General features: G+C 65.7%; 26 protein-coding genes and 1 pseudogene. 21 read left to right on the forward strand and 6 right to left on the reverse strand.

Going from position 1 to position 26,508, the window contains the following annotated elements; genetic code table 11:
* Window positions 1–302: 302 nt before the first annotated feature.
* Entirely contained in the window at window positions 303–1,202 is a 900-nt protein-coding gene (locus IG65_RS34755; protein WP_051756081.1) for an NAD(P)H-binding protein, read from the reverse strand.
* Window positions 1,203–1,665: 463 nt separating this feature from the next.
* Here IG65_RS34755 and IG65_RS0115265 point away from each other — a divergent pair, with 463 nt between their 5' ends.
* Window positions 1,666–2,454: an AraC family transcriptional regulator gene (locus IG65_RS0115265; protein WP_255359461.1), complete on the forward strand. Its 789-nt coding sequence runs from the start codon at window positions 1,666–1,668 to the stop codon at window positions 2,452–2,454.
* Window positions 2,455–2,505: 51 nt separating this feature from the next.
* On the opposite strand, the gene IG65_RS0115270 is transcribed toward IG65_RS0115265, so the two are convergent.
* Window positions 2,506–3,099 carry a hypothetical protein gene (locus IG65_RS0115270; protein WP_030515579.1) on the reverse strand — a complete coding sequence of 198 codons (594 nt, stop codon included), beginning with the start codon at window positions 3,097–3,099 and terminating at the stop codon, window positions 2,506–2,508.
* A 296-nt stretch (window positions 3,100–3,395) separates the two neighbouring features.
* On the opposite strand from IG65_RS0115270, the gene IG65_RS0115280 reads away from it, so the two are divergent.
* Entirely contained in the window at window positions 3,396–3,821 is a 426-nt protein-coding gene (locus IG65_RS0115280) for a DUF5994 family protein (RefSeq protein ID WP_156055634.1), read from the forward strand.
* A 320-nt stretch (window positions 3,822–4,141) separates the two neighbouring features.
* On the opposite strand, the pseudogene IG65_RS34760 reads toward IG65_RS0115280, so the two are convergent.
* Window positions 4,142–5,338: pseudogene (locus tag IG65_RS34760) on the reverse strand (cytochrome P450).
* A gap of 479 nt (window positions 5,339–5,817) precedes the next feature.
* Between IG65_RS34760 and IG65_RS0115290 the strand changes: the two are divergent.
* The gene (locus IG65_RS0115290) at window positions 5,818–7,089 is read left to right on the forward strand and encodes a wax ester/triacylglycerol synthase domain-containing protein (protein WP_197039846.1); all 1,272 of its coding nucleotides are present in this window, start codon (window positions 5,818–5,820) and stop codon (window positions 7,087–7,089) included.
* Between the two features lie 191 nt (window positions 7,090–7,280).
* On the opposite strand, the gene IG65_RS37775 is transcribed toward IG65_RS0115290, so the two are convergent.
* Window positions 7,281–8,171 carry a LysR family transcriptional regulator gene (locus IG65_RS37775; protein ID WP_197039847.1) on the reverse strand — a complete coding sequence of 297 codons (891 nt, stop codon included), beginning with the start codon at window positions 8,169–8,171 and terminating at the stop codon, window positions 7,281–7,283.
* A gap of 127 nt (window positions 8,172–8,298) precedes the next feature.
* On the opposite strand from IG65_RS37775, the gene IG65_RS0115300 reads away from it, so the two are divergent.
* Window positions 8,299–9,378, forward strand: coding sequence for a questin oxidase family protein (locus IG65_RS0115300; RefSeq protein ID WP_030515583.1), 1,080 nt, complete (start codon window positions 8,299–8,301; stop codon window positions 9,376–9,378).
* Window positions 9,375–10,844: an MFS transporter gene (locus IG65_RS0115305; protein ID WP_051756098.1), complete on the forward strand. Its 1,470-nt coding sequence runs from the start codon at window positions 9,375–9,377 to the stop codon at window positions 10,842–10,844. The genes IG65_RS0115300 and IG65_RS0115305 overlap by 4 nt, the downstream gene beginning before the upstream one ends.
* A gap of 240 nt (window positions 10,845–11,084) precedes the next feature.
* Here the strand turns inward: IG65_RS0115305 and IG65_RS0115310 are convergent, their stop codons facing one another.
* The gene (locus tag IG65_RS0115310; RefSeq protein ID WP_030515585.1) at window positions 11,085–11,789 is read right to left on the reverse strand and encodes a TetR/AcrR family transcriptional regulator; all 705 of its coding nucleotides are present in this window, start codon (window positions 11,787–11,789) and stop codon (window positions 11,085–11,087) included.
* Window positions 11,790–11,924: 135 nt separating this feature from the next.
* Between IG65_RS0115310 and IG65_RS0115315 the strand changes: the two genes are divergently transcribed.
* Genes IG65_RS0115315 through IG65_RS0115340 form a run of 6 tightly spaced genes read left to right on the forward strand, consistent with a single transcriptional unit; the run spans window position 11,925 to window position 16,365 of the window.
* Window positions 11,925–13,148, forward strand: a complete 1,224-nt coding sequence (locus IG65_RS0115315; RefSeq protein ID WP_030515586.1) for an oxygenase MpaB family protein — start codon at window positions 11,925–11,927, stop codon at window positions 13,146–13,148.
* A gap of 52 nt (window positions 13,149–13,200) precedes the next feature.
* The gene (locus tag IG65_RS0115320) at window positions 13,201–13,503 is read left to right on the forward strand and encodes a hypothetical protein (RefSeq protein WP_030515587.1); all 303 of its coding nucleotides are present in this window, start codon (window positions 13,201–13,203) and stop codon (window positions 13,501–13,503) included.
* Complete coding sequence (locus IG65_RS0115325) at window positions 13,500–14,480, forward strand: FAD:protein FMN transferase (RefSeq protein WP_030515588.1); 981 nt, start codon at window positions 13,500–13,502, stop codon at window positions 14,478–14,480. Before IG65_RS0115320 ends, IG65_RS0115325 begins: the two co-directional genes overlap by 4 nt.
* A complete protein-coding gene (locus tag IG65_RS0115330) occupies window positions 14,477–15,043 on the forward strand; it encodes a ferric reductase-like transmembrane domain-containing protein (RefSeq protein WP_030515589.1) in 567 nt (188 codons plus the stop codon). Before IG65_RS0115325 ends, IG65_RS0115330 begins: the two co-directional genes overlap by 4 nt.
* Window positions 15,040–16,122: an NADH-ubiquinone oxidoreductase-F iron-sulfur binding region domain-containing protein gene (locus tag IG65_RS0115335; RefSeq protein WP_030515590.1), complete on the forward strand. Its 1,083-nt coding sequence runs from the start codon at window positions 15,040–15,042 to the stop codon at window positions 16,120–16,122. Before IG65_RS0115330 ends, IG65_RS0115335 begins: the two co-directional genes overlap by 4 nt.
* Before the next feature lie 3 nt (window positions 16,123–16,125).
* Window positions 16,126–16,365: a ferredoxin gene (locus tag IG65_RS0115340; protein WP_030515591.1), complete on the forward strand. Its 240-nt coding sequence runs from the start codon at window positions 16,126–16,128 to the stop codon at window positions 16,363–16,365.
* Between the two features lie 35 nt (window positions 16,366–16,400).
* Here IG65_RS0115340 and IG65_RS0115345 read toward each other — a convergent pair whose 3' ends face one another.
* Window positions 16,401–16,649, reverse strand: a complete 249-nt coding sequence (locus IG65_RS0115345; protein WP_030515592.1) for a hypothetical protein — start codon at window positions 16,647–16,649, stop codon at window positions 16,401–16,403.
* A 469-nt stretch (window positions 16,650–17,118) separates the two neighbouring features.
* Here IG65_RS0115345 and IG65_RS0115350 point away from each other — a divergent pair, with 469 nt between their 5' ends.
* The 10 genes from IG65_RS0115350 (at window position 17,119) to IG65_RS0115395 (ending at window position 26,502) form a co-directional block, all read left to right on the forward strand.
* Complete coding sequence (locus tag IG65_RS0115350; protein WP_030515593.1) at window positions 17,119–17,343, forward strand: hypothetical protein; 225 nt, start codon at window positions 17,119–17,121, stop codon at window positions 17,341–17,343.
* 2 nt (window positions 17,344–17,345) lie between these two features.
* A complete protein-coding gene (locus IG65_RS0115355) occupies window positions 17,346–17,537 on the forward strand; it encodes a hypothetical protein (RefSeq protein ID WP_030515594.1) in 192 nt (63 codons plus the stop codon).
* A gap of 302 nt (window positions 17,538–17,839) precedes the next feature.
* Window positions 17,840–18,658 (forward strand): ABC transporter permease, encoded by an 819-nt coding sequence (locus tag IG65_RS0115360; protein ID WP_036524691.1) that lies wholly within the window; start codon window positions 17,840–17,842, stop codon window positions 18,656–18,658.
* A gap of 1 nt (window position 18,659) precedes the next feature.
* Window positions 18,660–19,523, forward strand: a complete 864-nt coding sequence (locus IG65_RS0115365) for an ABC transporter permease (protein WP_030515596.1) — start codon at window positions 18,660–18,662, stop codon at window positions 19,521–19,523.
* A gap of 9 nt (window positions 19,524–19,532) precedes the next feature.
* Window positions 19,533–20,984, forward strand: coding sequence for an MlaD family protein (locus IG65_RS0115370; RefSeq protein ID WP_030515597.1), 1,452 nt, complete (start codon window positions 19,533–19,535; stop codon window positions 20,982–20,984).
* A complete protein-coding gene (locus tag IG65_RS0115375; RefSeq protein WP_030515598.1) occupies window positions 20,981–22,003 on the forward strand; it encodes an MlaD family protein in 1,023 nt (340 codons plus the stop codon). The genes IG65_RS0115370 and IG65_RS0115375 overlap by 4 nt, the downstream gene beginning before the upstream one ends.
* Window positions 22,000–23,034 (forward strand): MCE family protein, encoded by a 1,035-nt coding sequence (locus IG65_RS0115380; protein WP_030515599.1) that lies wholly within the window; start codon window positions 22,000–22,002, stop codon window positions 23,032–23,034. The genes IG65_RS0115375 and IG65_RS0115380 overlap by 4 nt, the downstream gene beginning before the upstream one ends.
* A complete protein-coding gene (locus IG65_RS0115385; RefSeq protein ID WP_030515600.1) occupies window positions 23,034–24,137 on the forward strand; it encodes an MCE family protein in 1,104 nt (367 codons plus the stop codon). Before IG65_RS0115380 ends, IG65_RS0115385 begins: the two co-directional genes overlap by 1 nt.
* Window positions 24,134–25,312: an MCE family protein gene (locus IG65_RS0115390; RefSeq protein ID WP_036524570.1), complete on the forward strand. Its 1,179-nt coding sequence runs from the start codon at window positions 24,134–24,136 to the stop codon at window positions 25,310–25,312. Before IG65_RS0115385 ends, IG65_RS0115390 begins: the two co-directional genes overlap by 4 nt.
* Complete coding sequence (locus IG65_RS0115395) at window positions 25,309–26,502, forward strand: MCE family protein (protein ID WP_030515602.1); 1,194 nt, start codon at window positions 25,309–25,311, stop codon at window positions 26,500–26,502. The genes IG65_RS0115390 and IG65_RS0115395 overlap by 4 nt, the downstream gene beginning before the upstream one ends.
* Window positions 26,503–26,508: the final 6 nt, after the last annotated feature.

The following is a 26,508-nucleotide window of genomic DNA, read 5'->3' on the forward strand; positions in this document are numbered from 1 at the left end:
TGAACAGGAAGGTGGCGGTGCCGTCAACTGCATCTACCCGCCACGTCCCTTCCATTTGCGAGCCCGATCTTTCGGAAAACCCACGCCGTGACGAATTACCAACCGCCCCTTCACATCTCGAAGCGGGCCACGAGCAGTGTTACCTGACCCGGCTTTCGCACGTGCTGCCGAGACAATAAGGGAAAGCCCGCTTCGGAACGGCACCTCCAGGCCGCCACCATTTCCGGACAAACAGCTGGATATGGGCCCGAGTGCGCTCGGATGGCGGCACATCTCGTCCACGGCAAGGGCGGGGCTCATGATTACTGCAGAGTCGAATACAGTTTCTCGTGGACGACAGTCGGCCGCGGCAGCCCCGACTCCGACGCCGCCCAGGTCTCCTCGGCGTATGCCCGGAACGTCCGAGCAGGCCGCCCCGTCAACAGCTCCACATCGCCACTGACCGGTGCGGCCGCCCCAGCCCTGACGGGGCCATACAGATGGTTGATGTGATTCGCGTACGCCGCCGGCCGGTCCGGACCTCTCATGTACTCACGATGTTCGGCCGGCGTCCCATCGATATGGCGAACCGTGGTGCCGCTCGCCGCTCCGATCGCCGCCGCGACCTCGCCGAACGAGATCGCCTCCGGCCCGCTGATGGCATACGCCCGGCCCTCGTGCCCCGTCGTTGCGAAGACCGCAGCCGTGGCCGCCGCCAGGTCGCGGGTATCGACAAAGCTCACCTTGGCATCCCCCGCCGGAGCGTGTACCTCACCCCGCGCGCGAATAGCCGCCGCGAAGACCGCCTCGTCCTCGTCGAAGTTCTGCATGTACCAATTGGGGCGAAGAATTGTCCAGGCCTTGCCGGAGTTCTGCACCACCAATTCGATCGCCCGGCGTGGATGATCGTCCGGGGTGTACTCCACGCCCATATTGGACAGGAACACCACGTGTCGCACACGCGGCGCGGCTTCCAAGAGCAATCGAACGGACTCGAAGGCGTACTGATCCAGATCGAGCCCCTTCACCACCAGTCCCTCGGCGTCCCCGAGCGCCCCCTCCCACGTCGACTTGTCGTACCAATCGAAGTGCACCGGCGTCCGATGCTCGGTCGACGCACCCGGATGCCTGCTACCGACTCGCACATCGAGCCCTTCGGCGGCCAACGCGTCGACCATCCGCCGCCCGGCCTTCCCGGTCCCACCGGTCACCAGAATCTGCATCGATTTCTCCCTGTTCAGTCGTTCAACCTCGTCACGAGGTTAGGACCGACCACAGGCACGCGTAATGATCGAAAAGCTTGATCACTGAACCGATCGTCTCGACCAGCAAAACGAGACAGCTCCCTGATCGACCGCTCCGGGCTTGCGCTTCGCCGGGGCGATGAGAGTGCACGCTGCCCAAGGAACAGCCGGCCGCTGTCGTCGGTCGCGCCATCGCGGCCGCGTGGACACCGCCGGCCGATTCACCCATGCCGGGCGGGAAACCGAGCAGCGGATCGATGCGCCCACCGACGACCGAGCAGGGGCACAGTCCAGCTAAAACCTGCCCGGAGCTGGACGCAAGACACGAGCCGGGTTGGAGAGCGAGGCTTAAACTCTCATCGTGGACAGGATCACCGACATCTCCGCGGCGCTTCGAGCCGGCGAACCATTCGCCGAGTACACGCGGTGGGGCGCCACCGTGATGCCACCCGAGTCGACGCGTCGGATTGCATCAGTTTCGTTTCGCATCATGCTGAGCGGTTCCTGCCGGATTGTGCCGCCTCCAGGCTCGGAACGGTCGTTCCCGGAGCTCGTCCTGGGTCCCGGAGACATGGCCCTGTTCGGACCGCGGGTCGCACACACTGTCACCGCGCCCAGCCTCGCGGATCAGGCGGGCACCACGGCGGAAAGCCTGTACTGCGGATACCTGCAAGGCCCTCGACAGCCGCATCCGCTACTGCAGGATCTGGCGAACATCACCCATATTCCGGTGCGCGCGGCATGCCCCATCGAGTTCGAGAGCCTGCTGCGGTTCATGCGACTGGAACTCGAAGACTCCGAGCAGTCACCCCATCTGACGCCTGCCCTGGTCGAGGCAGCACTGTCCTATGTCTTGCGCACCTGGCACCGGCACCATACCCAAGACGGATCCTCGGCTCATGCTGATCCTGTCGTCGCCCGGGCTCTGCGATCGATGCACGCCCGCATCGAACACCCCTGGACCGTAGCCGAATTGGCCGCCGTCGCCGGACTCTCCCGAGCCGCATTCGCCCAACGCTTCACCACCGCGATAGGGCAACCTCCACTGGCTTACCTCACCTCCGTGCGCCTGGCCGAGGCCGCCAAGCTCCTCCGCGAGACGGACCGACCGATCACGCAGATCGCCCGGGTCATCGGCTACAGCTCGACCATCACCCTCACACGCGCATTCCGACGCGAACAAGGCATCACCCCCGGCGCCTACCGCTACGAGCAAACCCGGATCGCCTGAGCACTCTCGAGATTCTTCCGCCCTGATCAGGTGGCGTGACGGAGCCTCGGTTCAGAACTTACCGGTGTGGTGTTCGATGCGGTGCCCGAGTCGGGTGGCGAATTCGGTGATGAAGTCCTCGGTGAGGGGCGGCCAACCCCAGAAGTCGAAGGCGAGGGTGCCCAAGGCGAAGTCGTCTGCCCATTGCCAGGTGGTGACGGGGCTCGATGTTGTGCAGGAGGAGCAGATAGCCGAGCCGGTGCCTGTTTGTTTCCACGCGTCGATCGCGTCCCGGAACGGCTGCCATACGGTGGGATCGGCTTCCCATTGCTGCGGATAGTCGATGATCACGGTGGTGGCCCGGCAGCGTGGGCATACCGCGGAGGCCGGTTCGATGCCGCCCTGGCCGGGATAATGGTCGTGGCGGCCGACGATGACGGCGACGGGACCGGGAATCCAGTCGGCGCCCCATTCATGAGTGATCCGCGGCCAATCGGGGCCGGGCACGTAGCCTTCGTCGACCTGAAGGCTGTACATCGCATCGCGCGAAGTCTTCCGAAGCAGCCATCGCCGCGACACCATCCAGTCCACCATGTGCCCGGCCAGCGTGCTCGCGTCGGCCGAGGTTACGTCGAGGTCGATGATTCGTTCGAAATGATCACCCATCCGGGTAATCGTGGCACACGATCGGCCGGTATCCACCGCAAGGGGTTTCGGTCGTCACAGCTCGGCGGCGCGTTCGGTGTCGAGGTCTATCGTGGTGCCCGCGAGCAAGCGCCGGTACGGAGCTCCGGTGCCGGGACCGTTGTCGCCCAGCAGTCCGCCGACCATAGCTGTTCCGATGTCGTTGAGGGCGCCGTCATGGATTGCGTACGTCTGTGCCGGAGCCACCTCGCGGACGCAGTCGCGTCGTCTCCGATTCGAATTCCGGCCCCTCGCGGAGGCTGTGACAGGAGCGTCTCATGACGCCACTTTCGACGAGCGTGCATCCCGCACCGGCCCGTCGCCTACCGCTCTGTACACCACGTTTGCGTTTGCGTCCGCGCGGCGACGGCACCGGCTATGTCGACGGGGTCTGGTGGCCTCGGACGCAGGATCTGGCTGCCGAACTTCCGGGTCTGCTCACCGTCCTCCGGCCGCACCTGGGACCGGTACGGCGGGTCGTCTACGACCCCACCGGATGGTCACCGTCTACTCGGCACCTCCAGCTCGGCAGTCATCGAATTCGCTTGGACCCCTACGGGTTCGAGCTGTTCAACACGATGTACGTGTGCAGTGCGCACGGCATCGTCGTCATACTGCAGGTCGTCCTCTCCACCACCGACGACACCGTGGCGAACGCGGAGCTGGCAGCGGTACCGGGCGCCCGGGAAGCAGGTCGATCGTGATCCGCACCAGCGCACCACATCCCCACACCGTGTCGGCCGACACGGCGTATTCCGGTCGCCGTCATGCCGTGGTTCACCCTGTCGAATGCCTACCGTCCTGATCCGAGTCGCGCCCTTCGACCGTCAGCGGGGCAAACGACGGCGCAAAGCCGAGTTGGTTCGCTCTGCAGGCGGCAGTTGCGGATATCAGGCCAGAATGGTCGGCCGTGCGCATCGAGGAAAACCCATCCACGCCAAGGATTCCGGCCTGCCTACTCGGAGTTCCTATCCGACTCGGCCGCCGACGTCGCTTCCGACGCGGGTGAGAGATTGCGAGGTTCTCAGTATTCGTCCAACGGAGCAGAGGGGGGAAAGGTGACCGGCAGGGCCGCCAAGGCCCGGTGAAAGGGACCGGCCCGCTAGGTCGGTGCGTCGGCCGGTATGGCCAGCTGGATCTCGGGCAGCGCATCGAGAAGCTGATCGATCGCGCCCTGAGCGATCAAGTAGGCCAGCGACTGCGCGGGGCAGGCGTGCGGGCCGATGCCCCACGCCAGATGCGAGCGATTGCCTATGCGATTCTCGGTCCGGATCGCGGGGTCGTTGTTGCAGCCGGCCATGCTGATGACGACCGGCTGATGCGCGGGCAGCCAGACGTCGTCGATGAGGATCGGCTGACGGGGATAAGTGGTGAGGAGGTTTGCCAGCGGCGGATTGTCGAACAAGACTTCGTCCAGTGCGTCGCGAGTGGACAGGGTCCCGCCGACGACACTTCCGCCGAAGCGTTCGTCGGAGAGAATCAGCAGCAGGGTATTGCCGATCAGGTTCTGTTCCAATTCGATCCCGGCGCCGTAGAAGCTCGTCAGCTGGTGGATCATCTCCAGTTCATCGAGTTCGGCCGGATGCTGCAGCAGCAGCGAGGTGATGTCGTTGCCGGGACGGGTTCGTTTGCGGGCCACCAGTTCCAGCAACGCATCGGCGATCATCTTGTTGCCGTCCTGGGCATCGATCCCCTCGAGCATCGCGGCCATGCCTGAGGCGACTCGCTGCCCGATTTCCGGCGGGCAGCCGAGCAGGGAATCGATGACCGCGAATGCGAGCGGGAGCGCGTACTGGCTGATCAGATCGGCTGCACCGGCCTGGCAAAAGGTGTTGACCAGCGGGATGGCGATCTTCTCCACGGTGGCGTTGACAGCATACAGATCTACCGCACCGATACTCGCAGTGATCGCCTGCCGATAGCGCCGCAGGACCGCCCCGTCGTTTCGGGTCCCGTTGGGACGCCACTCCATGAGCGGCCGGACCGGGCAGTCGGCCGGGATGCTTTGCTGCCACGTTCGCGGATCGGCGGGGAAGTGCTCGGGATCGTTGAGGATCCGCAGCGCGGTGGCATACCCGACCACCAGCGTGGCCGACACGCCCGGAGCGAGCTCAACCGGAGCCAAAGAGCCGTACTGCCTTCGCATTTCGTCGTAAGCGCGGTGCGGATCCGCGGCGAATTCCGCTGAGTACAGCGGCACCCTCGGACCTTCGGAAGCCATCGGCGAGCCGTGGACGACCGGACATGTCGGGGTGTCCGGTCGAGATTGTGTCGTATCCAAGGATGGAACTCCAGATATTCGCGTGTTCTGGGGACACCTGATCCGCGCGTCCCGGCTGTCGACCGCCGAACAACTACTGCTACTTCGAGAAGCCTATCAGCGATCGAGAGCGTTGCCCCGACGCGGGGTAGCCAAAACCGTTGCGGCCAAGAGGTTTCGACGATGCCAGGTCAGCGGCGGCGATGATCGCCTGGTTTCGGCGCATCACCCTGGCCGTGCTCGCCCCCGTCCAGGCACCCGCCGCCCGCGCAACAGCGACAACACCACCAAGACGACGCCCACGGATCCGGTATCAACGAAACGAGCTACCGCGCATGGAAATATCGACTACCGCGTCTTGCGGGCTCACTGGCTTTCATGGAAAGCTCCGGCTGACGCGGCGATGCGGCCGAAGCCGCACAATCGAAGGACACTGCACGATGAGCGCACTCCGGAGCACCCTCGACATGCCCACTACGGCAATGGATCGGACGCTACGCGGTTTGGACTCTGCCGAAATCGAGCTGAATATCGGCGCAGTTCTGCACTTCGACGGACCACCGCCGCGCCTCGGTGACATCCAGGACTACATCGCTACCCGGCTGGATGCTCTGCCGGCGTTGGCGGTATGGATGACCCCGGGAGCCCGGCATTGGACGGTGGTCGACGAGGTGGATCTGACCAGCCATGTTGTCGAGCACGTTGTGCCCGCCCAGGAAAATCTGGAGCAGGTCGTTGTCGAGCTGGCGAAAATTCCACTGCCGGAGGACGCTCCGCACTGGCGGATGTGGTTGCTGCGCGGTTACGCGCCGGATCGATACGCCCTGTTGTATGTGGTGCACCACTGCGTACAGGACGGCGCGGGAATGCTTCGCACACTGGAGTTGCTGTTCGCACCCGGTGTCCCCGAGAGCGAATCGTCGGCGGCATATCACGGTTTCGCCCAATCCGCTCGCGCGTCCGCCCGCACGCGGTTGCAGTGCGCCGCAACGGATCTGCAGAGCCTTCGGGGCCTGGGTACCTGGGACGTGCCAGGGTGTCGGGCCACATATCAGGTCGGATTCGCGTGGGGCCGCGTGCCCACCAGCACGCTCACCTCCATCGCTCGCGCTATCGGCTGCACCCGCAATGACGTATATATGGCGGCGCTCGCGCACGCGCTCACCCGCTGGCAGAGCGAGATCCGTGGGAGCGCCGACCTGCCCGACATACCGTTCCTGGTGTCGGCCAACGTCCGTCGCCCGGACGAGGTCGCCCTGCCGGGCAACAGGACGGCCATCCCCTACCTCAGGCTGCCGGGAGCTCCGCTCTCCTTCGACCAACGGCTGACCAGCACCTTCCACGCCACCGCACCGTTGAAGTCACCAACTGTCCGGGCAGCGATGCGCCGCAACTTCGACAGCACCCCCGCATGGCTCATGCGCACGACGTTTTCCATTCTCGCGACTCCACGACGTACTCCGGCCTCGGTATCGAATGTCGTTTTGCGTCATCCCCTCGCGCTGCACGGCGATCCCGTCACCGCGATCGACCCGATCACGACAACCCTCGGAGGTATTCCGCTGAGCGTGCTTCTCCTTGTCGATGGAGACAGCGCCACCGCATGCTTCAGAACGGACGCCGGATTCCCTGGCCTCGACCAAATACACAGCATGTGGGAAGAGACCCTGCTCTCATGGCAGAGCAACGCGGCCACGCTCAACTCAGCCTGACACGCAGGAACGCGCTGTAGCCGTAATCCACACCGATTCCCGGGTTGAGTGACGTGGGTATGGGTAAGTCGTGGGCAGGTAACCTACGTCTCCCGGGAGACTGCGGTCGCCGAGAGCGCGCCAGTTCAGATAAGCAGCTGGCGCGGTCGCCTGTGTCTGGGACCTGTTTGCGGCTCAACGGATTCCGTGGATCACACTCGTGTTCCGGACCATCGTGGTTCGGATTCGGTGAAGTCCACGAACGCTCGTGCGAGCAGTCCTGCGGCCTCGGGGGACCGCCAGACCAGGGCGAGATGACGCTGCAAGACCGGCTCTGCCAACTCGACCGTGGTGACGGCTGGTGCGGCCGTGGCGACGGTCGACCGAGGGGCCAGACACAGTCCGAGGTTCTCCGCGACGAAGCTCATGGCGACGGCAAGGTTCGGGGCCTCGCAGATGATTCGTGGGCGAGTGCCGTGTTCGGCGTAGATCCGTTCGATGACGGATCTGTTCCCGGTTCCCTGACGCAGTGCGATCAGCGGTTCGTCGGTGATGTCGAGCAGTCGTAATCGGCCCCGGCCCGCCAGCGGGTGGTCGGAGGCGACCGCGACCACGAGGGGTTCGGCGGGCTGTAGCCAGTGTGCGGTCACTCCGGCCGGGCACCGGGTGTCCGGGAAGGCGATGAAGGCGACATCCAGTTCGGCCGTGCGGACTTGATCAGTCATCTGTTCGGAGCCGTTCTGGCTGACGTGGAGATCGATGCCGGGATGGCGGGCAAGAAACTCGGTGAGCAACCGGGGCGCGTGCGTCGGTCCCGCCGATTCGACGAGGCCGACCCGTAACGTGCCCCGCAGCGTACCGGTACTGGAGGCAACCTCGGCAAAGCCTTTGTCCGCCGCATGCACGGCCGCCCGGGCATGCGGTAGAAACACCTGACCGGCCCGAGTAAGCCGAACGGATCGCGCATTGCGTTCGAGCAACTGCTGGCCCACCTGTCGCTCCAGGGCCCGGATCTGCTGACTTACCGCGGGCTGCGCGATATGCAGACGCGCCGCAGCGCGAGTGAAGTGGCACTCCTCGGCGACCACGATGAATGTTCGCAAGTGCTGCAACATAAGGATCTCCAATCATAAAGATTGCTTATCTATTATTGCGAACCATGTATTGGACTTCTTAACGGCGACCGTCCCACCATGGGGAGCGCAAACACGCTCGAACAGGAGAATCCCGATGACAGAGGTCCTTGACACCGCGCTCGAACGGCTGAGCGGCTTCGGCACCGAGACCGGCACCGGCAACCCCAATCATGGCCCGATGGCAGTACAGGCGCTCGTCGAGCTCGGCTTCTCCGAGGCCGTCGGCCCCTGGGTGACCGAGTACGCCGAGCGCCTGACGGCGGCGCCGGCCGCAGTGACGCCGATCTCGGGGGAGACCTGGCGAACGGCTCTGGGCGCCAAGCACCGGTTCGCGGACTGGCAACTGTTCTTCCGGCGTGAACTCGACCGAATGAGCTGGCGCGACTTGCTGTCGACATGGTTGCCGCGCCTGTGGCCCGGCGGCATGGCAGTGGGCGGTCACGGTCCGATCCGCGTGGCGCACGCCGTGTCCGCGATGTCCAGTAGGGCCACCGAACCGCGACTGGACGAGTTGGTCAGCGCACTCGCCTACTGGGCGGCGTACTACTGCGAATTGTCCAGCACGGCATCGCTCGAGGGTGACATGAACGTGCAGTCGGCATTACAGCACATGCCGCACCTGAACGAGACACAGCAGCGATCCGGAGTGCCACCGCAGGTGCTTCGACTGCTGAGTGCGGTTCCGGAATTCACGCACGCCCTGGATCGCCTGGCGGCGCCGACCGAACCACTCGAACAACTCCACGACCTGTCGTGGTCCGGAGCCGATCTGTACCGGCGCAACAATTCGAGGTTCCCGCTGGTGTTCGCCCACACCATCACCACCACGGAGGCCGTGCGGATCCTGTTGCCCTGCACTCCGGAATTCGCGCACACCGACGCATACCGATTCGGCTGGCACTACACGGCGGCGACCTGGGCCGCCTTCGGAACCAGCGGGGCGGCAGCAGCACCACCGGTCGACCGGGTGCCCGAAATCGACGAGGTAATGGATCACTGTCTCGCCAGCGGCGACGAACACGCCTTCAAGCTCACCGCGGCGTGCCTGCACGAATACCGCCGCACCGGCGACCCGATCTTCCTGTCCGTCGCCGACGACTGGTCGACCCGGATGCTGGCCGCTCGCGAGTGGGACCTCAACCGGCGAATCGCGGCAGGACTGGCATTCGTGTGACCACACCGACGCAGAGCACAGCGGCCGAGATCGCGGCAGCGCCCACCACGATCCGCCGGCCCGTTGTGCTGTGGATTTGCTGCATGAGCATGTTGCTCGTCGGCGCCGATGCCACCGCAGTGAATGTCGCGTTGCCCGCCATCGGTCGCGAATTCGGCATCGAACCCACCGGCTTGGCATGGGTGATCGATGCTTACACACTGATATTGGCAACGTTCATGATGGCGGCCGCATCCGTATCGGATCGGGTCGGCCGCAAACGAACATTCCGGATCGGAATAGTCGTATTCACAATAGCTTCGGCACTATGCGCTTTTGCGCCGGGGCGAGGCTGGTTGGTGACGTTCCGCGCGTTCCAGGCAGTCGGCGCGACGATGCTCAATCCCATCGCGCTGGCGATTCTCGTTTCGACGTTCCCGGATCGGGCCGATCGGGCTCGCGCTGTCGGCGTCTGGTCCGGGGCCAACGGGCTGTCACTGGCACTCGGGCCGGTCATCGGAGGAGCGCTGGCGGGGTCCACATTCGGCTGGCGATGGATCTTTCTGATCAATCTCCCCGTCGGCGCCGCCATGTACATCGCGACCAAATATTTCATTCAGGAATCCAAAGCTGCCACGCCGCGTGCAGTCGATCTCATCGGCCAAGCACTACTGGCTTCGATGCTGGCCACGATGACGTTCGGCATCCTCGAAGGACGTGAACTGGGCTGGGCATCGCCGGCCATCGTGGGCACGCTGGCAACCGCGCTCGCCGCACTGGCAGGCTTGTTGATCTACGAGCCACGGCGTGCTGAGCCGCTGATCGAGCTGCGCCTGTTTCGTAGTCCACCGTTTGCCGGAGCAAACCTCATTGCCGTGGCCGCGTTCGCCTCGATGGGGTCATTTCTCTTTCTGAACAGCATCTATCTCGAGCAAATCCGAGGATATCGACCGCTGCACGCGGGGTTGCTGACGCTGCCATTGGCAGCTGCTGCTTTCGTCGTCGGGCCGGTGAACGGTCGAATCCTCGCGCGGCTGGGCCCGCGCCCGTCTTTGCTGGCCGGTGGTTCGGCGCTGACCGCCGGCGCGCTGATGCTCACATTCGACAGCACCAACCCATCGACTCCGCAGCTGCTCGCCGCGTACGTGGCGCTCGGCACTGGCATCGCAGCCGTCAGTGCTCCGATAACGCACATCGCCGCCGCAGGTCTCCCGGCAGGACAGGCGGGGGTAGTCGGTGGCATCGCTGGTGTCACCCGTCAGTTCGGGCAGACCGTGGGCGTCGCTGTCGCCGCGACGATACTCACCGGAACAGGCGGAGAAACGGGCAGCCGGAATGACGCCGTTCACCGCGGCTGGTATCTGAACGTCGTCTACGGAGCACTGGTCCTCGCAGGAGCCGCGATCTCCACCCGCAACCTCGACTCCGTTCGTCGGCGAGGATGCGGATATAGGACGCGCCGACGCAAACCAGCGCCACGCGCGTGAACTGCACCCACAGCGCGCGGCCCTATAAGTTGCTCTCCATTCTGTGTTCAAAGTGTAGACACGCCAGGGTTTGGTTATGTATGTTAATTAACATTCTGAGCTACCACGAGCGAAGCTCGCCCGTCGGGCCTGCATCTCGCGGCAGCTGTCATTTCACTGCGCAGATGGAGGCTTCAACGATGAACCCTTATGTCCTGATTCAGAATCTCCTCAACCAGCTCGATCTGGGATCCGCGGGGATCAGCGCTCAGTAGCGGAAGTTTTCGCCCCAGGGGCGACGGGCGGCTGAAGCATCGGAACCAGATACCGCCGGGCCAGGGCCGCCACCTGCTCGTCGTCGTCGAGATCGATGACCTGGCTGGGAAGCGCCAGATAGGAGGCGGAGATCCGGACCATCAACTCGGCCACCAGATCGACGTCGACCTCCCGCGCCACCTGGCCGGCGCGTTGCTCGCGGCGGAGCTGGTCGGCCACGAACCTGCGCACCATGGCGACGGTGTGGCCCTGATCGCCGATCATGGATCCGAGCAGCATGTCGGGTTCGGCGGCGAGCAGGCCGCCGATGATCGGGTTCTCGCGGATCGCCCGCAATGAACTGACGAAACCGAGGACGACCCGGTCGGCGGCGGTGCGGGCGTGCCGGATGTCGACCAGGAAGCGGTCGAACCAGCGCCGATATTCGCGCACGATCACCTGCTCGACCAGGGCGTCCTTCGTCGCGAAACGACGGTAGACGGTGATGCGGGAAACGTTCGCCCGCCGGGCGACGTCATCCATCGTCGAGCGGCGAACGCCGAGGGCGCCGAACTGTTCGACCGCCGCGTCGAGGATGCGCGCGCGGATGTCGTCGCCCTCGTCGACCTGGTCGACCGCATCCGTATAGGCGCGTTCGAGTGGTGACGTGCCGTTTCCTGAACCCTTCGAGGGCGGTGATCCCAACTTCACGGTGTCCTCTCACGCGCTTCGTTTCGAAAATCCTGACAACTTCTTGTGATCGCGGCCACGGTGTGGTCTCATCAAGATACTCAGATACAGAGTTTGTATCTCTGTATCTGCTTCTCAATGAAGAGGGACGATAGCATGGACGGACTGGGTCTCAGCAGGCGCGACGCCCTGCGAGCAGGCGGTGGATTACTCGGTGCGGCGGGGGCGCTCGCACTCGGCGCGCGAACGGCGCGCGCGGATCCGTGGACATGGTCGCCGAGCGGTTCCGTGGTCGGCAGCGGCGGCGGGACGGACCCGCTGACGATGTGGGATCCGGAGGCCGATCCGGTGATCGCCGACGTCATGGACCACGAGGACATCCCGCGGATCAACAATCTGCTCCGCACTTGGGTGCGCAACGAGCAGCCCATCCCCGACGGGTTGCCGAAGAATATGGGCGACTTCATGGAGTACGCGCGGCAGCTGCCGTCGTGGGCGGACGAGGCCAAGATGGCGGCCGGCTTCGAATTCAACAAGAAACGGGGAACCTATCTGGGCGTGCTCTACGCCTTCGCCAGCGGCATGATGGCGAACGTCATTCCGCACGAGGCGCGCGCGGTGTACTACTCGCGGGGCGGCTCGCATCTGAAGGACCGTATCGCCAAGACCGCGAAATTCGGCTACGACATCGGCACGGTCAACGCCTACCAGCCGGGCGGCGAAATGATCGTGACCTGCGTCAAGACTCGTATCATTCATGCCGCGGTCCGGCATCTGCTGCCGCAGTCGCCGCATTGGCCGAAGGAGCATATCCCGATCAGCCAGGACGACAAGATGGTCACCTGGCACAGCCTCGCCACGACCATCATGCGGACCTTCCGGGCCTGGAATCTGCAGATTCCGCAGGTCGAATCGGAGGGCTACCTGCATACCTGGCAGCTGGCCGGCCACTTCCTCGGCATTCGCGACGAATACATTCCCGCGACGTGGGAGCAGGCCGATGCTCAAGCCAAGCAGCAACTGGACCCGATCATCGAAGCGACGCCGGAGGGGATCGAGCTCGCGCACAACCTCATGGACCTGGGCTTCGACCTCGATCTGACGCTGCTCAGCAAGCCGATTCTGGGCGCGTTCACCCGATTCATCCTGGGCGACAAGATCGCCGACGATCTGCGGATCGCGCGGGAACCGGTGTGGGATCCGCTGCTGAGGTTCAGTTGGGGCCCGTTCGTCGCCGTGCGCGAGGGCGTGATGGGCGTGATCCCGCCGACCGCGGACGCGACCTGGCTGTTCGACGAATTCCTGCGGCAGTTCGTGCTGTGGTACATGGCCGAACTGCGGATGCCGCTCAGCATCGAGATCCCGCAGACCAACAGGTGATTCGCCGACTTCGCGGGCGACAAGCGATACCAGAGGCGAAGGTGGAACAGAGATGACAACGAATCAGAATCTCTCGCGTATCCGGCGCGGCGCAACCGGAATATTCGTCGCCGCGACGGTCGCCGTCGGTGGACTCGCCGTGGAACTGGCGGTGCAGGGCGGCACCATCGGCCATGCGGCGAAACCCGCGGGAACCGTGGAACGAGTGCCCGTGGACGTGCGGACGGCCGATCCGGTCTCGGCGCCGACTTCTCCTGCGCCGCAACCGGAAAGCGGCCGGCCGGGGGAGTGGACGCCCACGCCGCCGGTGCAGCATTCCGACAGCGATCCGCACGAGCACACCGCCGGGTCATGAGCACCGGGCGAGGCGCGGTGGCGGCCTCGGAGACGTTTCCGGCGATCGGAACATCGGTCGTGGTGGTTTGCACCGATGCCCGGGAGCTGGCACGCGCGGTCGGCCTGGTCCGCGCGCGGCTGGACGAACTCGATCGTGCCGCCTCGCGCTTTCGCGCGGATTCCGAACTCGCCGTGATTAATTCGCGCAGCGCCGACGCGGCTCGCCGGGGCCGGTCGGAGCAGCTGCGCATCCCGGTCGGCACGACCCTCGGGTCGTGCCTGCGGGCGGCGATGCGTACCCAGCGCCTGACCTCGGGGTTGGTCTCGGCCTCCCTCGGGGCCGCGCTGATCGCCTGCGGTTACGACGACGATCTGGATGTGGTGCGCGCCCGCGGTGACGCGGGCCCGGTCGCAATCGATCCGAGCTCGATTCCGTTGCGGCACATGATCTTCGACGAGCAGCGGTGGGAGGTGACGTTGCCCGCGGGAACCGCACTGGATCTGGGCGCGAGTGCGAAGGCGTGGGCGGCGGACACGATCGCCGCGGAGCTGGCCGCGACCGGACCGGGTGGATATCTGGTGAATCTGGGCGGCGACATCGCCGTCGCGGGCGCCGTCCCGCCGCACGGGTGGTCCATCGGGGTGAAGGATTGGAACGACGTCGTGGTGCAGGTCGTCACTTCGACCGGGCAGGCGTTCGCGACGTCGTCGACGCGGCTGCGCACGTGGATGCGCGGCGGCGTACGCCGCCATCACATCATCGATCCGCGCACCGGACGCTCCGCCCGGACGCGGTGGGCGCAGGTCACCTGCGCGGGACCCGATGCGGTGCAGGCCAATGCGGCGTCGACGGCCGCGATCGTTCTCGACGATCAGGCGCCGCGCTGGCTGGCCGATCGCAGCGTGCCCGCCTGCCTGATGACGGTCGATCACGAGGTGGTGACGACTCCGGGGTGGCCCGCCCCGACCGCGGCGCGGAGGCGGCACGTGTCATGACCAGTCCGTGGCTGTGGTACGTCTCGCGCGCCGCCGGCGTGGTCACTCTCGTACTGCTGACTGTCGTGGCGTTGCTCGGGATGTTCACCGCCGCGCGGGTGCGGCCCCGGCTCGCCGTATCGGCCGTGGCGATGGGACTGCATCGCACGCTCGCCCTGGGTCTGATCGTCTTCCTGGCCGCGCATATCGTCACCGCGACGGTCGATACGTATGTCGATCTCGGATGGCTGTCGACGGTGGTGCCGTTCACGGCCGGTTACGAGCGGCAGTGGGTCGCGCTGGGAACCCTCGCCGTGGACATCGTCCTGGCGGTCGTCGCGACATCGCTGCTGCGCCACCGGTTGCCGACTCGGATGTGGCGTGCGGTGCACCTGCTCGCGTACGCGATGGCGCCGCTGGCGGTTGTACACGGAGTGACGATGTCCTCGGCCGCGGATCCGGCGCTGCTCGCCGTCGCCCTGGGCTGCGGTGCGGCGCTGGCGGTCGGTGCCGTCTGGCGGTGGGCCGTTCCCGACGCACAGCGGCATCGCCGCTCCGACATCGCTTCTCAGGAGTGGACATGACCGGGCTGGCGGACCTGCTGGCGGCCGCGGGGTTGCGCGGCCGCGGCGGCGCGAACTTTCCCACCGCCGCCAAACTCGAACTCGCGGCCCGCCACCGGGCCGAGTTGATCGTCAATGCTTGTGACGGAGAGATGGATTCGGCCAAGGACGCATGGGTCGTCGCGCATCATCTCCCCGAGGTGCTCGACGGCGCCCGGCGAATTACGGCGCAGCGGGTGCGGGTGGCCGCGCATCGCGGCTCCGAGACGCTCGCTCTCTTGCGCGCGGCCGGCGTGGATACGCTCGCGGTACCGCGGCGATACGTATCGTCGGAGGAGTCGGCGCTGGTCCGGCTGGCGCAGGGTGGTCCGGCGCGACCGGTGATGCGGTTCGAACCCATCACCGGTGGCGGCCGGGACCCGAGTGGGCGGCGGCTGGCGCCGACCCTGGTGCTCAACGTCGAAACCGTATGGCGGATCCAGCAGATCGCCGAATACGGTCCGGGCTGGTTCCGCTCCTACGGCACGCCCGACGAGCCCGGCCCGCGGCTGGTGACAGTTGCCGACGGCGTCCGCAATCCGGGTGTGCACGGCGCGGAGGCGGGCCTGCCCCTGTCCGAAATTCTCGATCGGGCAGGCGGTCTCACCGTCGGTCCGCAGGCCCTGTGGGTGAACGGTCTGAGCGGTGGGTTCCTGCCCGCCGAAGCGCGTCATACACTGTGGTCGCGAAATGCTCTGGCGCCGTCCGGAATCGGAACCGGCGTCGGCGTATTTCGGGTCGTCGCCGCGGGCAGCGATCCATGGCAGGTGGTGCTGTCCGCGCTGACCTATGCGGCGGGTGAATCGGCCGGCCAGTGCGGCCCGTGCATGTTCGGATTGCCCGCCCTGCGTGACGATCTGATCGACCTGCTGGACCGGCGAGCTCCGGCCGACACCGCCGAGCGGCTCCTCCGCAGGCTCCCCCGTGTTCCGGGGCGAGGTGCGTGCCGTTTTCCCGACGGAGTGGCCCGGTTCCTGGCCTCCGCCTTGGACGTCTTCGGTAGCTCGTTACTCGTCGAAAGTCTTGGTAGCAAACGTTTCCCGATCGCACGACAAGGATGAATCGTGTCCCTGACAGCTCGGGCCCTCGGCATCGCACGGCCCACGTCCGGCGCGCTGGCGATCGATCGCATCGCGTGCACCGGCCACGGTATCTGCGCCCACATCCTGCCGGAGCAGATCGTCCTGGACGACTGGGGCTACCCCGTGCTCGGCGACGCCGAACCGGACCCCGCGCTCGCCACCGAGGCGATCAAACTCTGCCCGGCCGCGGCCCTGCGCTGGGTGGCACCGCCGGCACGCTGACGAGCGAAATGCATTTGCGCTCAGCGCTTTCGAGCTCATAGTTCGGTGCGCACCGTCATCACCGTGGGCGCTGCCGTGCCGGACCACCCGCACGGCGAGGCGCAGGTCGCGATGACCGCGTCGGTGATGGTGCCGTCGCTGTAGAGCGTTGTACGCAGGACGGCCTGCGCCGGGTAGCCGCAGGCTTGGCATTTGCCGAAGTAGTTGAGAATTTCGCGCGATCGGACAGCGGCGATGCTGCGCCGTCCGGATACGCCGCTCGGCTGGGGGATTTCGCTGTGCACGGTGATCCTTCGATTCGGCGGACGCGGCGGTGCCGGTAACCGACAATCGAGCCGGCCGTGTCCCGGTGGATCCGCTGCCGAGACCGGCGATCCCCCTGCGGTACCGCCGGGCTCATGCAACGGTCGTGCCGAGTCCGTCCTGGCAACGCCGCATGGAGACCGTTCTACGGTCGACGACACCGTTCCATGCTAAGTCGTGAGCGCTGCATTCGGCATGAATTCATCATAACTTCTGCGTGCTTTGTGACAAGTCCCAGAGCAAACCATAGTCCGTATGAGCACCGAATATCCGTCGTCCGACAGGACCGGGGCTGCGTCTTCCAAATCTGTGAATTTCGAGTAACATACGCATTCGCTGCCCCGCGGATGACCGGGCGCCGCGGCCGGCGGGCAAGGGTGCCCGCATCCGGTGCGTGCGGGAGGTGCGGGCACCGGATGTCCGGCCATGGGTGAAAGGACTTGTGTCGCAATGCTGAAGCGACTCGATCGGCTTCTGAGCTATGAGATGAAGGTGTCCGAATTCCTCGGGACACTCATCATCCTCGCCGTGCCGTACGGCATCATCGGGGTCATCTGGACCCTGACGCACACCTCGCACCTGAAGCAGATGCACGGCATCGACGTGATCATCTCGTTCCTGGGATCGATCGTGTGCTGGCCTGTGCTCACCTTCTCGAACGTCTGCATGACCTAGTCATGATGGCGCTGGTGTGGCTCATCGACATCGTGGTGATCGGAATCAAGATCCTCGGTGGGCGAATCAAGGTCAATCCCGTTCTCCGATTCGGCCTGTGGGTTGCGGTGCTGTGTGCCGTGGGCGCCGGGATCGCACTCCTGGGGGCGTTGCTCGTGCTGCTGCAGCACTACTTGGAGAACCTCCCGGGATAATCCTGGCGACGGCTGTCCGAGCGCGGAATATTCCATAACTTGCCGCATCGGTTCCGCCGTGTGGACCGTACTTAGTCGCATCCGGTCTGATTCTCCGATGCGAGAACAGTCGATAACTTACTATCTTGTGTCGCACCGAATCGGTGTGTAACACTTCACACGCTCAACGCCCGGCGGCCTGGTTGCCGCTGTCTGCGACAAGCGGTGAGCGTGAGAAAGGAACGACCGCTGTGACGTCGACCCGAGCCTCCGATCGGCCGGACCCGCCGGCTCCGCCCTGGCGGACCGCCGACGAGGGTGAGCTGCAGCGACTTGTCGATGCGGCCGGCGGCCTCTGGCGCCGGCATCCGCAACGCTCGCTGGAGACCCTCGGCCGGCAGGTCGCGCTGGGGCGGGAGGCCTTCGTTCAGCTCTTCGTCGCGATGATCAAGCGCCGGTTTCCGTACCAGGAATTCATCAAACAGTGCGCCTTCATGGCCAACGTCTCGGCCGCGCCGACGGTGTTCGTGGCCATTCCGATCGCCGTCGTGGTGTCCATCGAGGTCGGTGCCCTGGTGAACCAGGTCGGCGCGACGACGTTCATCGGTTCCGTTGCCGCACTGGGAATCATCCGGCAGGGCGCGCCGCTGGTCTCCGCGCTGATGATCGCCGGTGCGGTGGGTTCGGCGATCTGCGCCGATCTCGGCTCCCGGACGATCCGCGAGGAGATCGACGCCATGCGGGTGATGGGTGTCGATCCGGTGCGCCGGCTGGTCGCCCCCCGCCTGGCCGCGGCGGTGCTGGTGAGCGTATTGCTGTGCGGCTTCATCGTTTTCGTCGGATTCGCGACGGCGTACATGTTCAATGTGTACGCGCAGTCCGGTACCCCCGGATCCTTCATCGGATCGTTCGCGTCGTTCGCGGTGGCCAGCGACCTGTTGATCGCCTTGACCAAGGCCGCGATCTTCGGCGCGCTGACGGCGATCATCGCCTGCGATGTGGGCCTGCACACCAGCGGCGGCCCGGCCGGAGTCGCGAATTCGGTGAACTCCGCGGTGGTCAGCTCCGCGTTGATGTTGTTCGCCACCAACATCATTCTGACTCAGCTGTCGAATACCTTGCTCCCGACGAAGGTCGCGTGAGATGGCCAGCTCCTACACCCCGCCCGTAGCCCGGCCGCTGCGGGCCGTCGGAAACGCCGCGCTCGCACCGGTGCACGCGAACCAGCGTCTCGGGCATCAGACCATCACCTTCTTCCAGGCGGTGGCCGCGATTCCGTTCGTGGTCAAGCACTATCGGAAGGAACTCGCCCGGCTGACCGCGGATGTGAGTTGGGGAAACGGGTCGCTGATCGTGGGTGGCGGCACCATCGGCGTGGTGTTCATCCTGTGCTCGTTCGGCGGCATCATCGTCGGAATGGAGTCGTTCACGGCGTTGAACCTCCTGACCATGAGTCCGCTGACCGGCGCCATCGCCGGATTCGCGACCACCCGGGAATTGGCGCCCATCCTGGCGACCCTGGCCTTCGCGATCCAATCCGGCTGCCGGTTCACCGCGCAGCTGGGCTCGATGCGGATCTCCGAGGAGATCGACGCGCTGGAATCGTGCGCGATCCGGCCGCTGCCCTATCTGGTCAGCACCCGGATGATCGCCGCGACGGTGACGATCGTGCCGCTCTACAGCGTGGGTCTGGCCGCCGCCTACCTGACCACGAAACTGACGGTGCTGTTCCTCGGCGGCACCACCGCGGGGACCTACGACCACTACTTCTTCCAGTTCCTGATCGGGCCGGACGTCTTCTATTCGCTGCTGAAGGTCGTGATCTTCACGCTGCTCGCGACCTTCATCCAGTGCTACTACGGCTATGTCGCCAGCGGCGGGCCGGAGGGAGTCGGGGTGGCCGCGGGGCGGGCGATCAAGATGGTGATCGTCGTAATGGTGTTCGCGAATCTCTTTCTCACCCTGGCGATTTGGGGCATCGACCCCGGATTCCGGATCTCAGGATAGGTGTCGTTCGTGATTCTCGATCCCAGTGGCCGCGGTGCGACCGCTCGCCAGCTCACGCTGGCCGGTATCGCGATGCTGCTCGTGGTGGCCGCGCTGCTGTATCTGCTGGCGCTGCGCTACACCGGTCGCTTCACCGAGAAGGTGCCCGTCCATGCCGTGCTGACCAGTACCGGAGACGGCCTGCCCAAACATGCCGACGTGAAATTCCGCGGCATGGTCGTCGGCACCGTCGATTCGGTCGAGGTGGTGGCGAAAGGGGAGCGGCAGCGTGCCGATATAGCGCTGAAACCGCATGTCGCCGAGGCGATTCCGGCCAACGTCACCGCCCGTGTCATCCCCAACAACCTGTTCGGCGTGACCGCGATCGAATTGGTCGACAACGGGCCCGACACCGCGAAACTGCATTCCGGCTCGACCATTTCCCAGGACACCGGCGCCGCGACCATCCAATTGCAGACCACGCTCAACGTGCTGCGCAATGTGCTGAGCAATATCCAGCCGGAGAAGCTCGGCCGGGTGCTGGCGACGCTGTCCGCGGCGCTGGAACCCTCGGCGCGGGTGCCGGGTTCGACCGTGGAGCGGCTCGACACCTGGCTCACCCAGGTGCACGACATTCCCGATATCGGCGACCTGCTGGGTGATCTGGGCCGGGCCGCCACCGCGCTGAGCCAGTCGGCGCCGGAATTGGTGGGAGTGCTGTCGGATTCGGTGACGACGGCTCGCACCCTCACCGAGCGGCGCTCGAATCTCGTCGCGCTGCTGACGAATGCGGGCGGCGCCGTCGATTCGGTCAACCACCTGTTCGCGCGCAATCCGGATTCGGGCAAATTCCTCGTCGCCGGTCTGGACGATCTGTTCGGCGGTCTGGCCAAGGATCCCGAGGCCATTCCGTTCACCGCCGCCAACCTCAATACGGCGTTGCAGCGTTTGAAGACCACGTTCCACTGGGGCCCCAAACACCAGATGGTGTGGGCGATGGACGCCTCGCTCACACCGTTCCAGCAGTACACCGCGCAGGACTGCCCGCACTATGGTGACGAGTACGGCCCGCGCTGCGGTGGGGCGACGGTGCCGAATGTGGCGCCGCCCCAGAACTATCCACCGCAGCAGCTGCCCCGCTGGCTCGACGCGGCGGGGCCTCGGCCGACGCCGGCGGCCGCGGCACCGACCGCGCCCGCACAGCAGCCGCTGATCCCCGGTCTGCCGGTTCTGCCCGGCGTTCCGGCGCTGCCCGGTCTGCCGAGCCTGCCGCTGATCCCCGGCATCACCGCACCGGCCGCCTACCAGGCCGCGCCCGCTGATCCGGCGGCCACCCGTCCCGCCGCACTGCGTGGACCCGCCGCGGTCGCCGCGGTGGTGGGGGGCCCGCCGAATCTGGCGCAGCTGCTGCTGCTCGGGCCGGTGCTCGCCGGTGGCTATCTGACCGTCGGCGAGATGCCGGAAGGCGGTGTGACGCAGTGAAATCGACGAAGGCACTCATCGGTTTCGGAATCTTCGCGGTGATCGCGATCGCGCTGACCTCCACCATCTACGGCACGCTGCAACGCACGGTGCCGGGCTCGACCACTCGATATTCGGCCGTCTTCTCCGATGTGCTCGGACTGCGCGTCGGGGACGACGTGCGGATGGCCGGAGTGCGGGTCGGCCGGGTGGACAAGATCGACTTCGTCGGCGACTACAAGGCCGGGGTGGAGTTCAGCATCCGGAGCAATCAACATCTGACCACCACGACCAAGGCCATGGTGCGGTACCAGAACCTGATCGGTCAGCGCTACGTCGCGCTGGCGCCGGGTAAGGACGCGGGCCGGCAGTTGCCGGCGGGCGGGCGCATTCCGCTCGAGCACACCGAGCCGTCGTTCGATGTGTCGGCCTTGCTGTCCGGCTTCGAACCGCTGTTCTCGGTGCTGCAGCCCGATCAGGTGAATTCGCTGTCCGAGACGCTGATTCAGGCGCTGCAGGGCAACCAGGTCTCGCTGAGCACCTTGATCACGCAGGCCGCGCAGCTGGCCGGAACCTTCGGCCAGCGCGACAAGATCCTCGGCGATGTGGTCTCCAACCTCAGCAGTGTGATGGCGGGCCTCGCGCATCGCAGCAACGAGCTGGAAACCCTGATCACCCAGACCCGTTCGCTGATGGACGGGCTCTACGCCCAGGGTGAGGCGTTGAAGTCGTCGGTCGACCAGGTCGCCACCTCGACCGATGCGCTGGTCGGGCTGGTCGCCCAGGTCAAACCCGGTATCGCGGCCGCGCAGAACAAGGCCACCACCGGCGTGGCGCTGCTGCTGCTCAACGGCGCGGCGCTGGACCGGGCGGCGGTGCAACTGCCGAACGTGCTGAACCGTGTGGCCCAGTTCTCCAGCTACGGCGCCTACGGCAACGCCTACTTCTGCGGTCTCGACGTCTCGCTGTGGGGCGTGCTGCTGCCGCCGGGCCTGTTCTCCCAGATCGGTGGCAACGCGCATTCGGAGGTGTGCCGATGATGGCGAGGTTCTCGCGACCGAGGTTGCCGAAAGTGTTCGGCTTCCTGCGCAACCGGTATCTGCGGCTCGGCCTGATCGCCTCGGCGACCGTGCTGATCCTGCTGCTCGGCTCCAGCGCGCTGACCCAGGCGCGGTTGGGGGACAAGACGATTCACGCCGAATTCGCACAGGCCGCGGGGCTGCGCGCCGGTGCGACCGTCGACGTCTCGGGGATCGAGGTGGGCGCGGTGCGGGCGGTGCGCCTCGACGGCGCCAAGGTGGTCGCGGACCTGAAGGTGCGCCGCGATCTGCGACTGGGCCCGGACGCGCGCGCGGCGATCAAGATGTCGACCATCCTGGGGCGGTTGCATGTCGATCTCGTTCCGGGCAACGGAAAAGGACTGCCGGACAACCGGATCAAGCTCGACCACACCAGCGTGCCCTACAACCTGAGCAAGGTGATCCAGGACCCGCAGTACAAGGCGTCGTTCGAACGGATCGAGCGGATCGACCCGCAGAAGTTGCGCCAGGCCCTCGACACCATGAATCAGCAGATGGGCGATTCGCCGCAGCTGGCGGTGCAGGCGCTCGACAGCATCGGCTCGCTGGCCAAGGTGATCAACGACCGCCGCGACGAGGTCGACACCCTGCTGAAGGGGATGGATCAGGTCTCGCAACTGGTCGCCGACAATCAGAACAGCGTGCTGATGCTGCTGACCCGCGGCGAGGCCATCGGCCAGGCGGTGCAGAAGCGCCAGCAGCTGCTGAAGAGCTTGCTCGACAATGTCGCCTCACTGTCGAAGTTGTTGCAGGACATGGGGTTGGAGAACAACAACCAGTTCGGCCCGATGATCCGGGATCTGAACACCATGTCCGAAGGGCTGGAGAAGAACAAGGCCAACCTCGACCGGCTCTACGAGATCATGCCGGTGACCTTGCGGCAGTTCAACAACGTATTGGGCAACGGACCGTACGGCGATGTGTATGTGCCGTGGGGGCTGTTCCCCGACAACTGGATCTGTTTCGCACAGGTCGTTCAGGGGTGTAAGTGATGAAACTGCGCGCACTGGCCCAACTGGCCGCGGTGTGCCTGGTCGCCTCCGCCGGCTCGGGCTGTTCGCTGCTGCCGGGTTCGCTCGGCACCGCCGCCAACGAGGCGCTCGGCGACAACATGCGCATCAGCGCCGACTTCGACAATGTGGCCGGGCTCTACGCCGGCAACGAGGTCGATGTGCTGGGTGTGCCGGTCGGCACGGTCGAATCGGTGGAGGCCAAGGGCACCTACGTGCAGGTGGTCATGAAGGTCGACAAGAGCGTGAAGCTGCCCGCCGACGCCATGGCCGCACTGGTGAATCCGCAGCTGATCACCAACCGCCATGTCGAACTGGCGCCGGCCTACGACGGAACCGGGCCCACCATGGCCGACGGCGCGCATATTCCCTTGCCGCGCACCAGGACACCGGTGGAACTCGACCGCATCATGCAGACCTTCGACCAGCTGGGTGCGTCTCTGAAGGGTGACAGCGACACCGGGCCGATGGCCAGCCGGGTGTTGTTCCCGTTGCTCGACGGCAACGGCGACAAACTGCGCGAGACGCTGGACGCGCTCTCGGGTGCGTTCGAGACGACCTTCGCCAACAAGGATCAGATCTCCAACACGATCGTCAAACTCAACGACATCACTCAGGTCATCGCCCAGAACGATCAGACCGTGCGGGATTTCAGCGGCCGGCTCACCGAACTGCTGAAGTTGATGGGCGATCAGGCGCCCGGCTTGCAGGCGGTGCTCACCCAGCTCAACGATTTCGTCGCCAATACCGCCACGGTGGTGGGGCAGAACAAGGATCAGCTCGCCGGAGCCCTGAGCCGGTTCGTCGCGATCAGCGATCAGATGCGTGCCAATGCCCGCAATCTCACCGAAATCGTGGATGTCGCGCCGCTGATGTTCGAAAACCTCGCCAACGCCACCAGTTACGAACATCAGGCGCTGCGTCTGCACGGCCTGCTCGACAAATCGGTGCTCGACGGTGAAGCGCTCTCGACCTTCTGTGAGCGGGTGATGATGCGCCTCGACGGCTGCCGGACCGGGAGGATCGCCGATATGGGGCCCGATTTCGGACTCACCGCAGCACTTCTGGGGATCAGCGGAAAATGACACGATCACAGCGCAGAACATCCCGCCGCGGCATCGTTTTCACCGCCGTCGTGACCGCCACCACACTCGGTATCAGCGGATGCGGCCTGACCCTCGAGAATGTGCCGATGCCCAAGCCGGGTATCGACGGTCCGGGCTATACCGTTCATGCCGCGTTCACCGATGTGCTGAATCTGCCCGATCACGCCCACGTGCGGATCGGCGGCACCGATATCGGCACCGTCACCGGTATCGAGACCACGAATTTCATCGCCGACGTGCGGATGCAGATCCGCTCCGACATCGTGCTGCCGCGCGGGACCACGGTGGAATTGCGTCAGGCCACGCCGCTGGGCGACATGTCGGTGGCCATGACCCTGCCGTCCGCGCAGGAGGCGGGCCCGCCGCTGCGCGACGGAGACACCATCGGCACCGACCACACCGGCACCGCGGCCTCCGTCGAGCAATTGATGATGTCGGTGGCCATGCTGGTCAACGGCGGCGGTATCAACCAGGCCGCCCAGATCACCACGCAGATGAATTCGATGTTCGCTGGGCGGGGACCGCAATTGGCGCATCTGCTGAGCGAGATGACCAGCGTGATCGCCGCGCTCAATCAGCGCACCGGCGATATCGACGCCACCCTGCAGGGGTTGAATACGCTGTCCGGTGAATTGGCCAGGCGCAAGAAGGAACTCGGCGCGGCCGCCGATACCTTCCCGCAACTGCTCGGACTGGTGAACGAGAACAATCAGCGCATCGTGGATCTCACCACCAAGGTGTCGACCACCATGGCGGCGCTGGGCGATTTCACCGACACCACCAGCCCGCAGTTCCTGAGCCTGTTCGACAGCATTCAGAAATTGATGTCGGGCTTCACGGAAATGGGCGGCAATCTCACCGAGGCGCTCGACGGGCTCAACGACATCTATCCGCCGCTGATGGCCAGTCTGCGGGGTTCGGGATTGGCCGTCATGCCGGTGGTGTCGTATCTGAGCATCGGTGCGCTCAGCGATCCGCACGGCAGCCGGTGGCCCGAAATCGGTGACGTTCCGGCGTTCGCCGGCAGTTTGGCGCAGGTATTCGAGAAAGTGTTCGGCCGGGTCATCAGTCCGCCGCAACCGGTGCCGGGTGCGGCGCCGCCGGAAGCGCCCGGCACGCCGGCCGAACCTTCCCAGCAGGGTGGTGAGCGATGAATACGCCGCTGTGGAATTGGGTGGTGCGCCGGCGCATCGCCCTGGCCAACCTCAGCCTGATCGTGGTGCTGGTGATCGGCTCCGGGTATCTGGCCCGATATGTGCTGCGGTTCAACCCTTTTCCGCACACCTTCACCGTCACCGTGCAACTCGCCACCTCGGGTGGCATTCTTCCGGGCAACGACGTGACCTTCCGCGGCACCCGGGTCGGCAAGGTCGCCGATGTGCGGGTTTCCGGCGACGGAATCGACGCGATCGCCGAGATCGACGACAGCGCGAAGATTCCCGTCGGGGGCGCGGTGCACGTCGGCCGATTGTCCGCGGCGGGTGAGCAGTATCTGGACTTCCGGCCCGACGCCGACACCGGGCCGTATCTGTCCGACGGCGCCGTCGTGGAGCGCGCACGCACCAGCGTGCCGATTCCGGTGCAGAATCTGCTGACCGATCTCAGCGGATTCATCGGCGGGATGAATCCGGACCGGCTCACCGTGGTCGTCGACGAGCTGGACAAGGCGCTGGGCGGCGGCCCGGATCGATTGCGCAACATGATCTCCGGGATCAGTCGTGCGATGGCGGGGCTGTCCGATCTGCTGCCGCAGACCCAGCAGCTGCTCGAGAACCTGCAGGTGATCGCGGAGACCACCTCGCACGCGCAGCCCGATCTGAGCACGCTGACCGCGGCGGGCAGCGCGCTGTTCCAGCAGGCCACCGCCGCCGACAACGAGATCCGGAAATTCCTCGACCAGGGGCCCGGCGAGCTGGCGACGCTCGGCGACGTGGTGGCGAAGAATCAGGATCCGCTGACCGATCTGGTCACCAATTTCGTCGCCATCACCAAGGCGGCGAAACTGCGGCAGCCGGCGATCGAGGCACTGTTTCCCGCACTGCGCCAAGGTATTCAAGCGCTCGGGGTGCCCGCCCACGACGGCGCCTATCACACGCTCGCCGACTTCTGGCCGCGTCCCACCTGCGACTACGACACGATTCCGGTGTCCCCGGCCAAGGTCATGACCGACACCCGGGTGCGGTTGTACAACTACTGCCTCACGGCCGATCCCGCACTGCAGGTGCGTGGTTCGGCCAACGCGCCGCGGCCGAACGTCCCCGACAACGGGTCCGGGCCGCCGCCGGGCGTCACCGGCAACGAACTGTCGCGGCCCGTCCCGCCCGGCCCCATACCCGACAACTAGGAAGCG

This window comes from Nocardia sp. NRRL WC-3656 (assembly GCF_000720265.1).
Lineage (GTDB): Bacteria > Actinomycetota > Actinomycetes > Mycobacteriales > Mycobacteriaceae > Nocardia > Nocardia nova.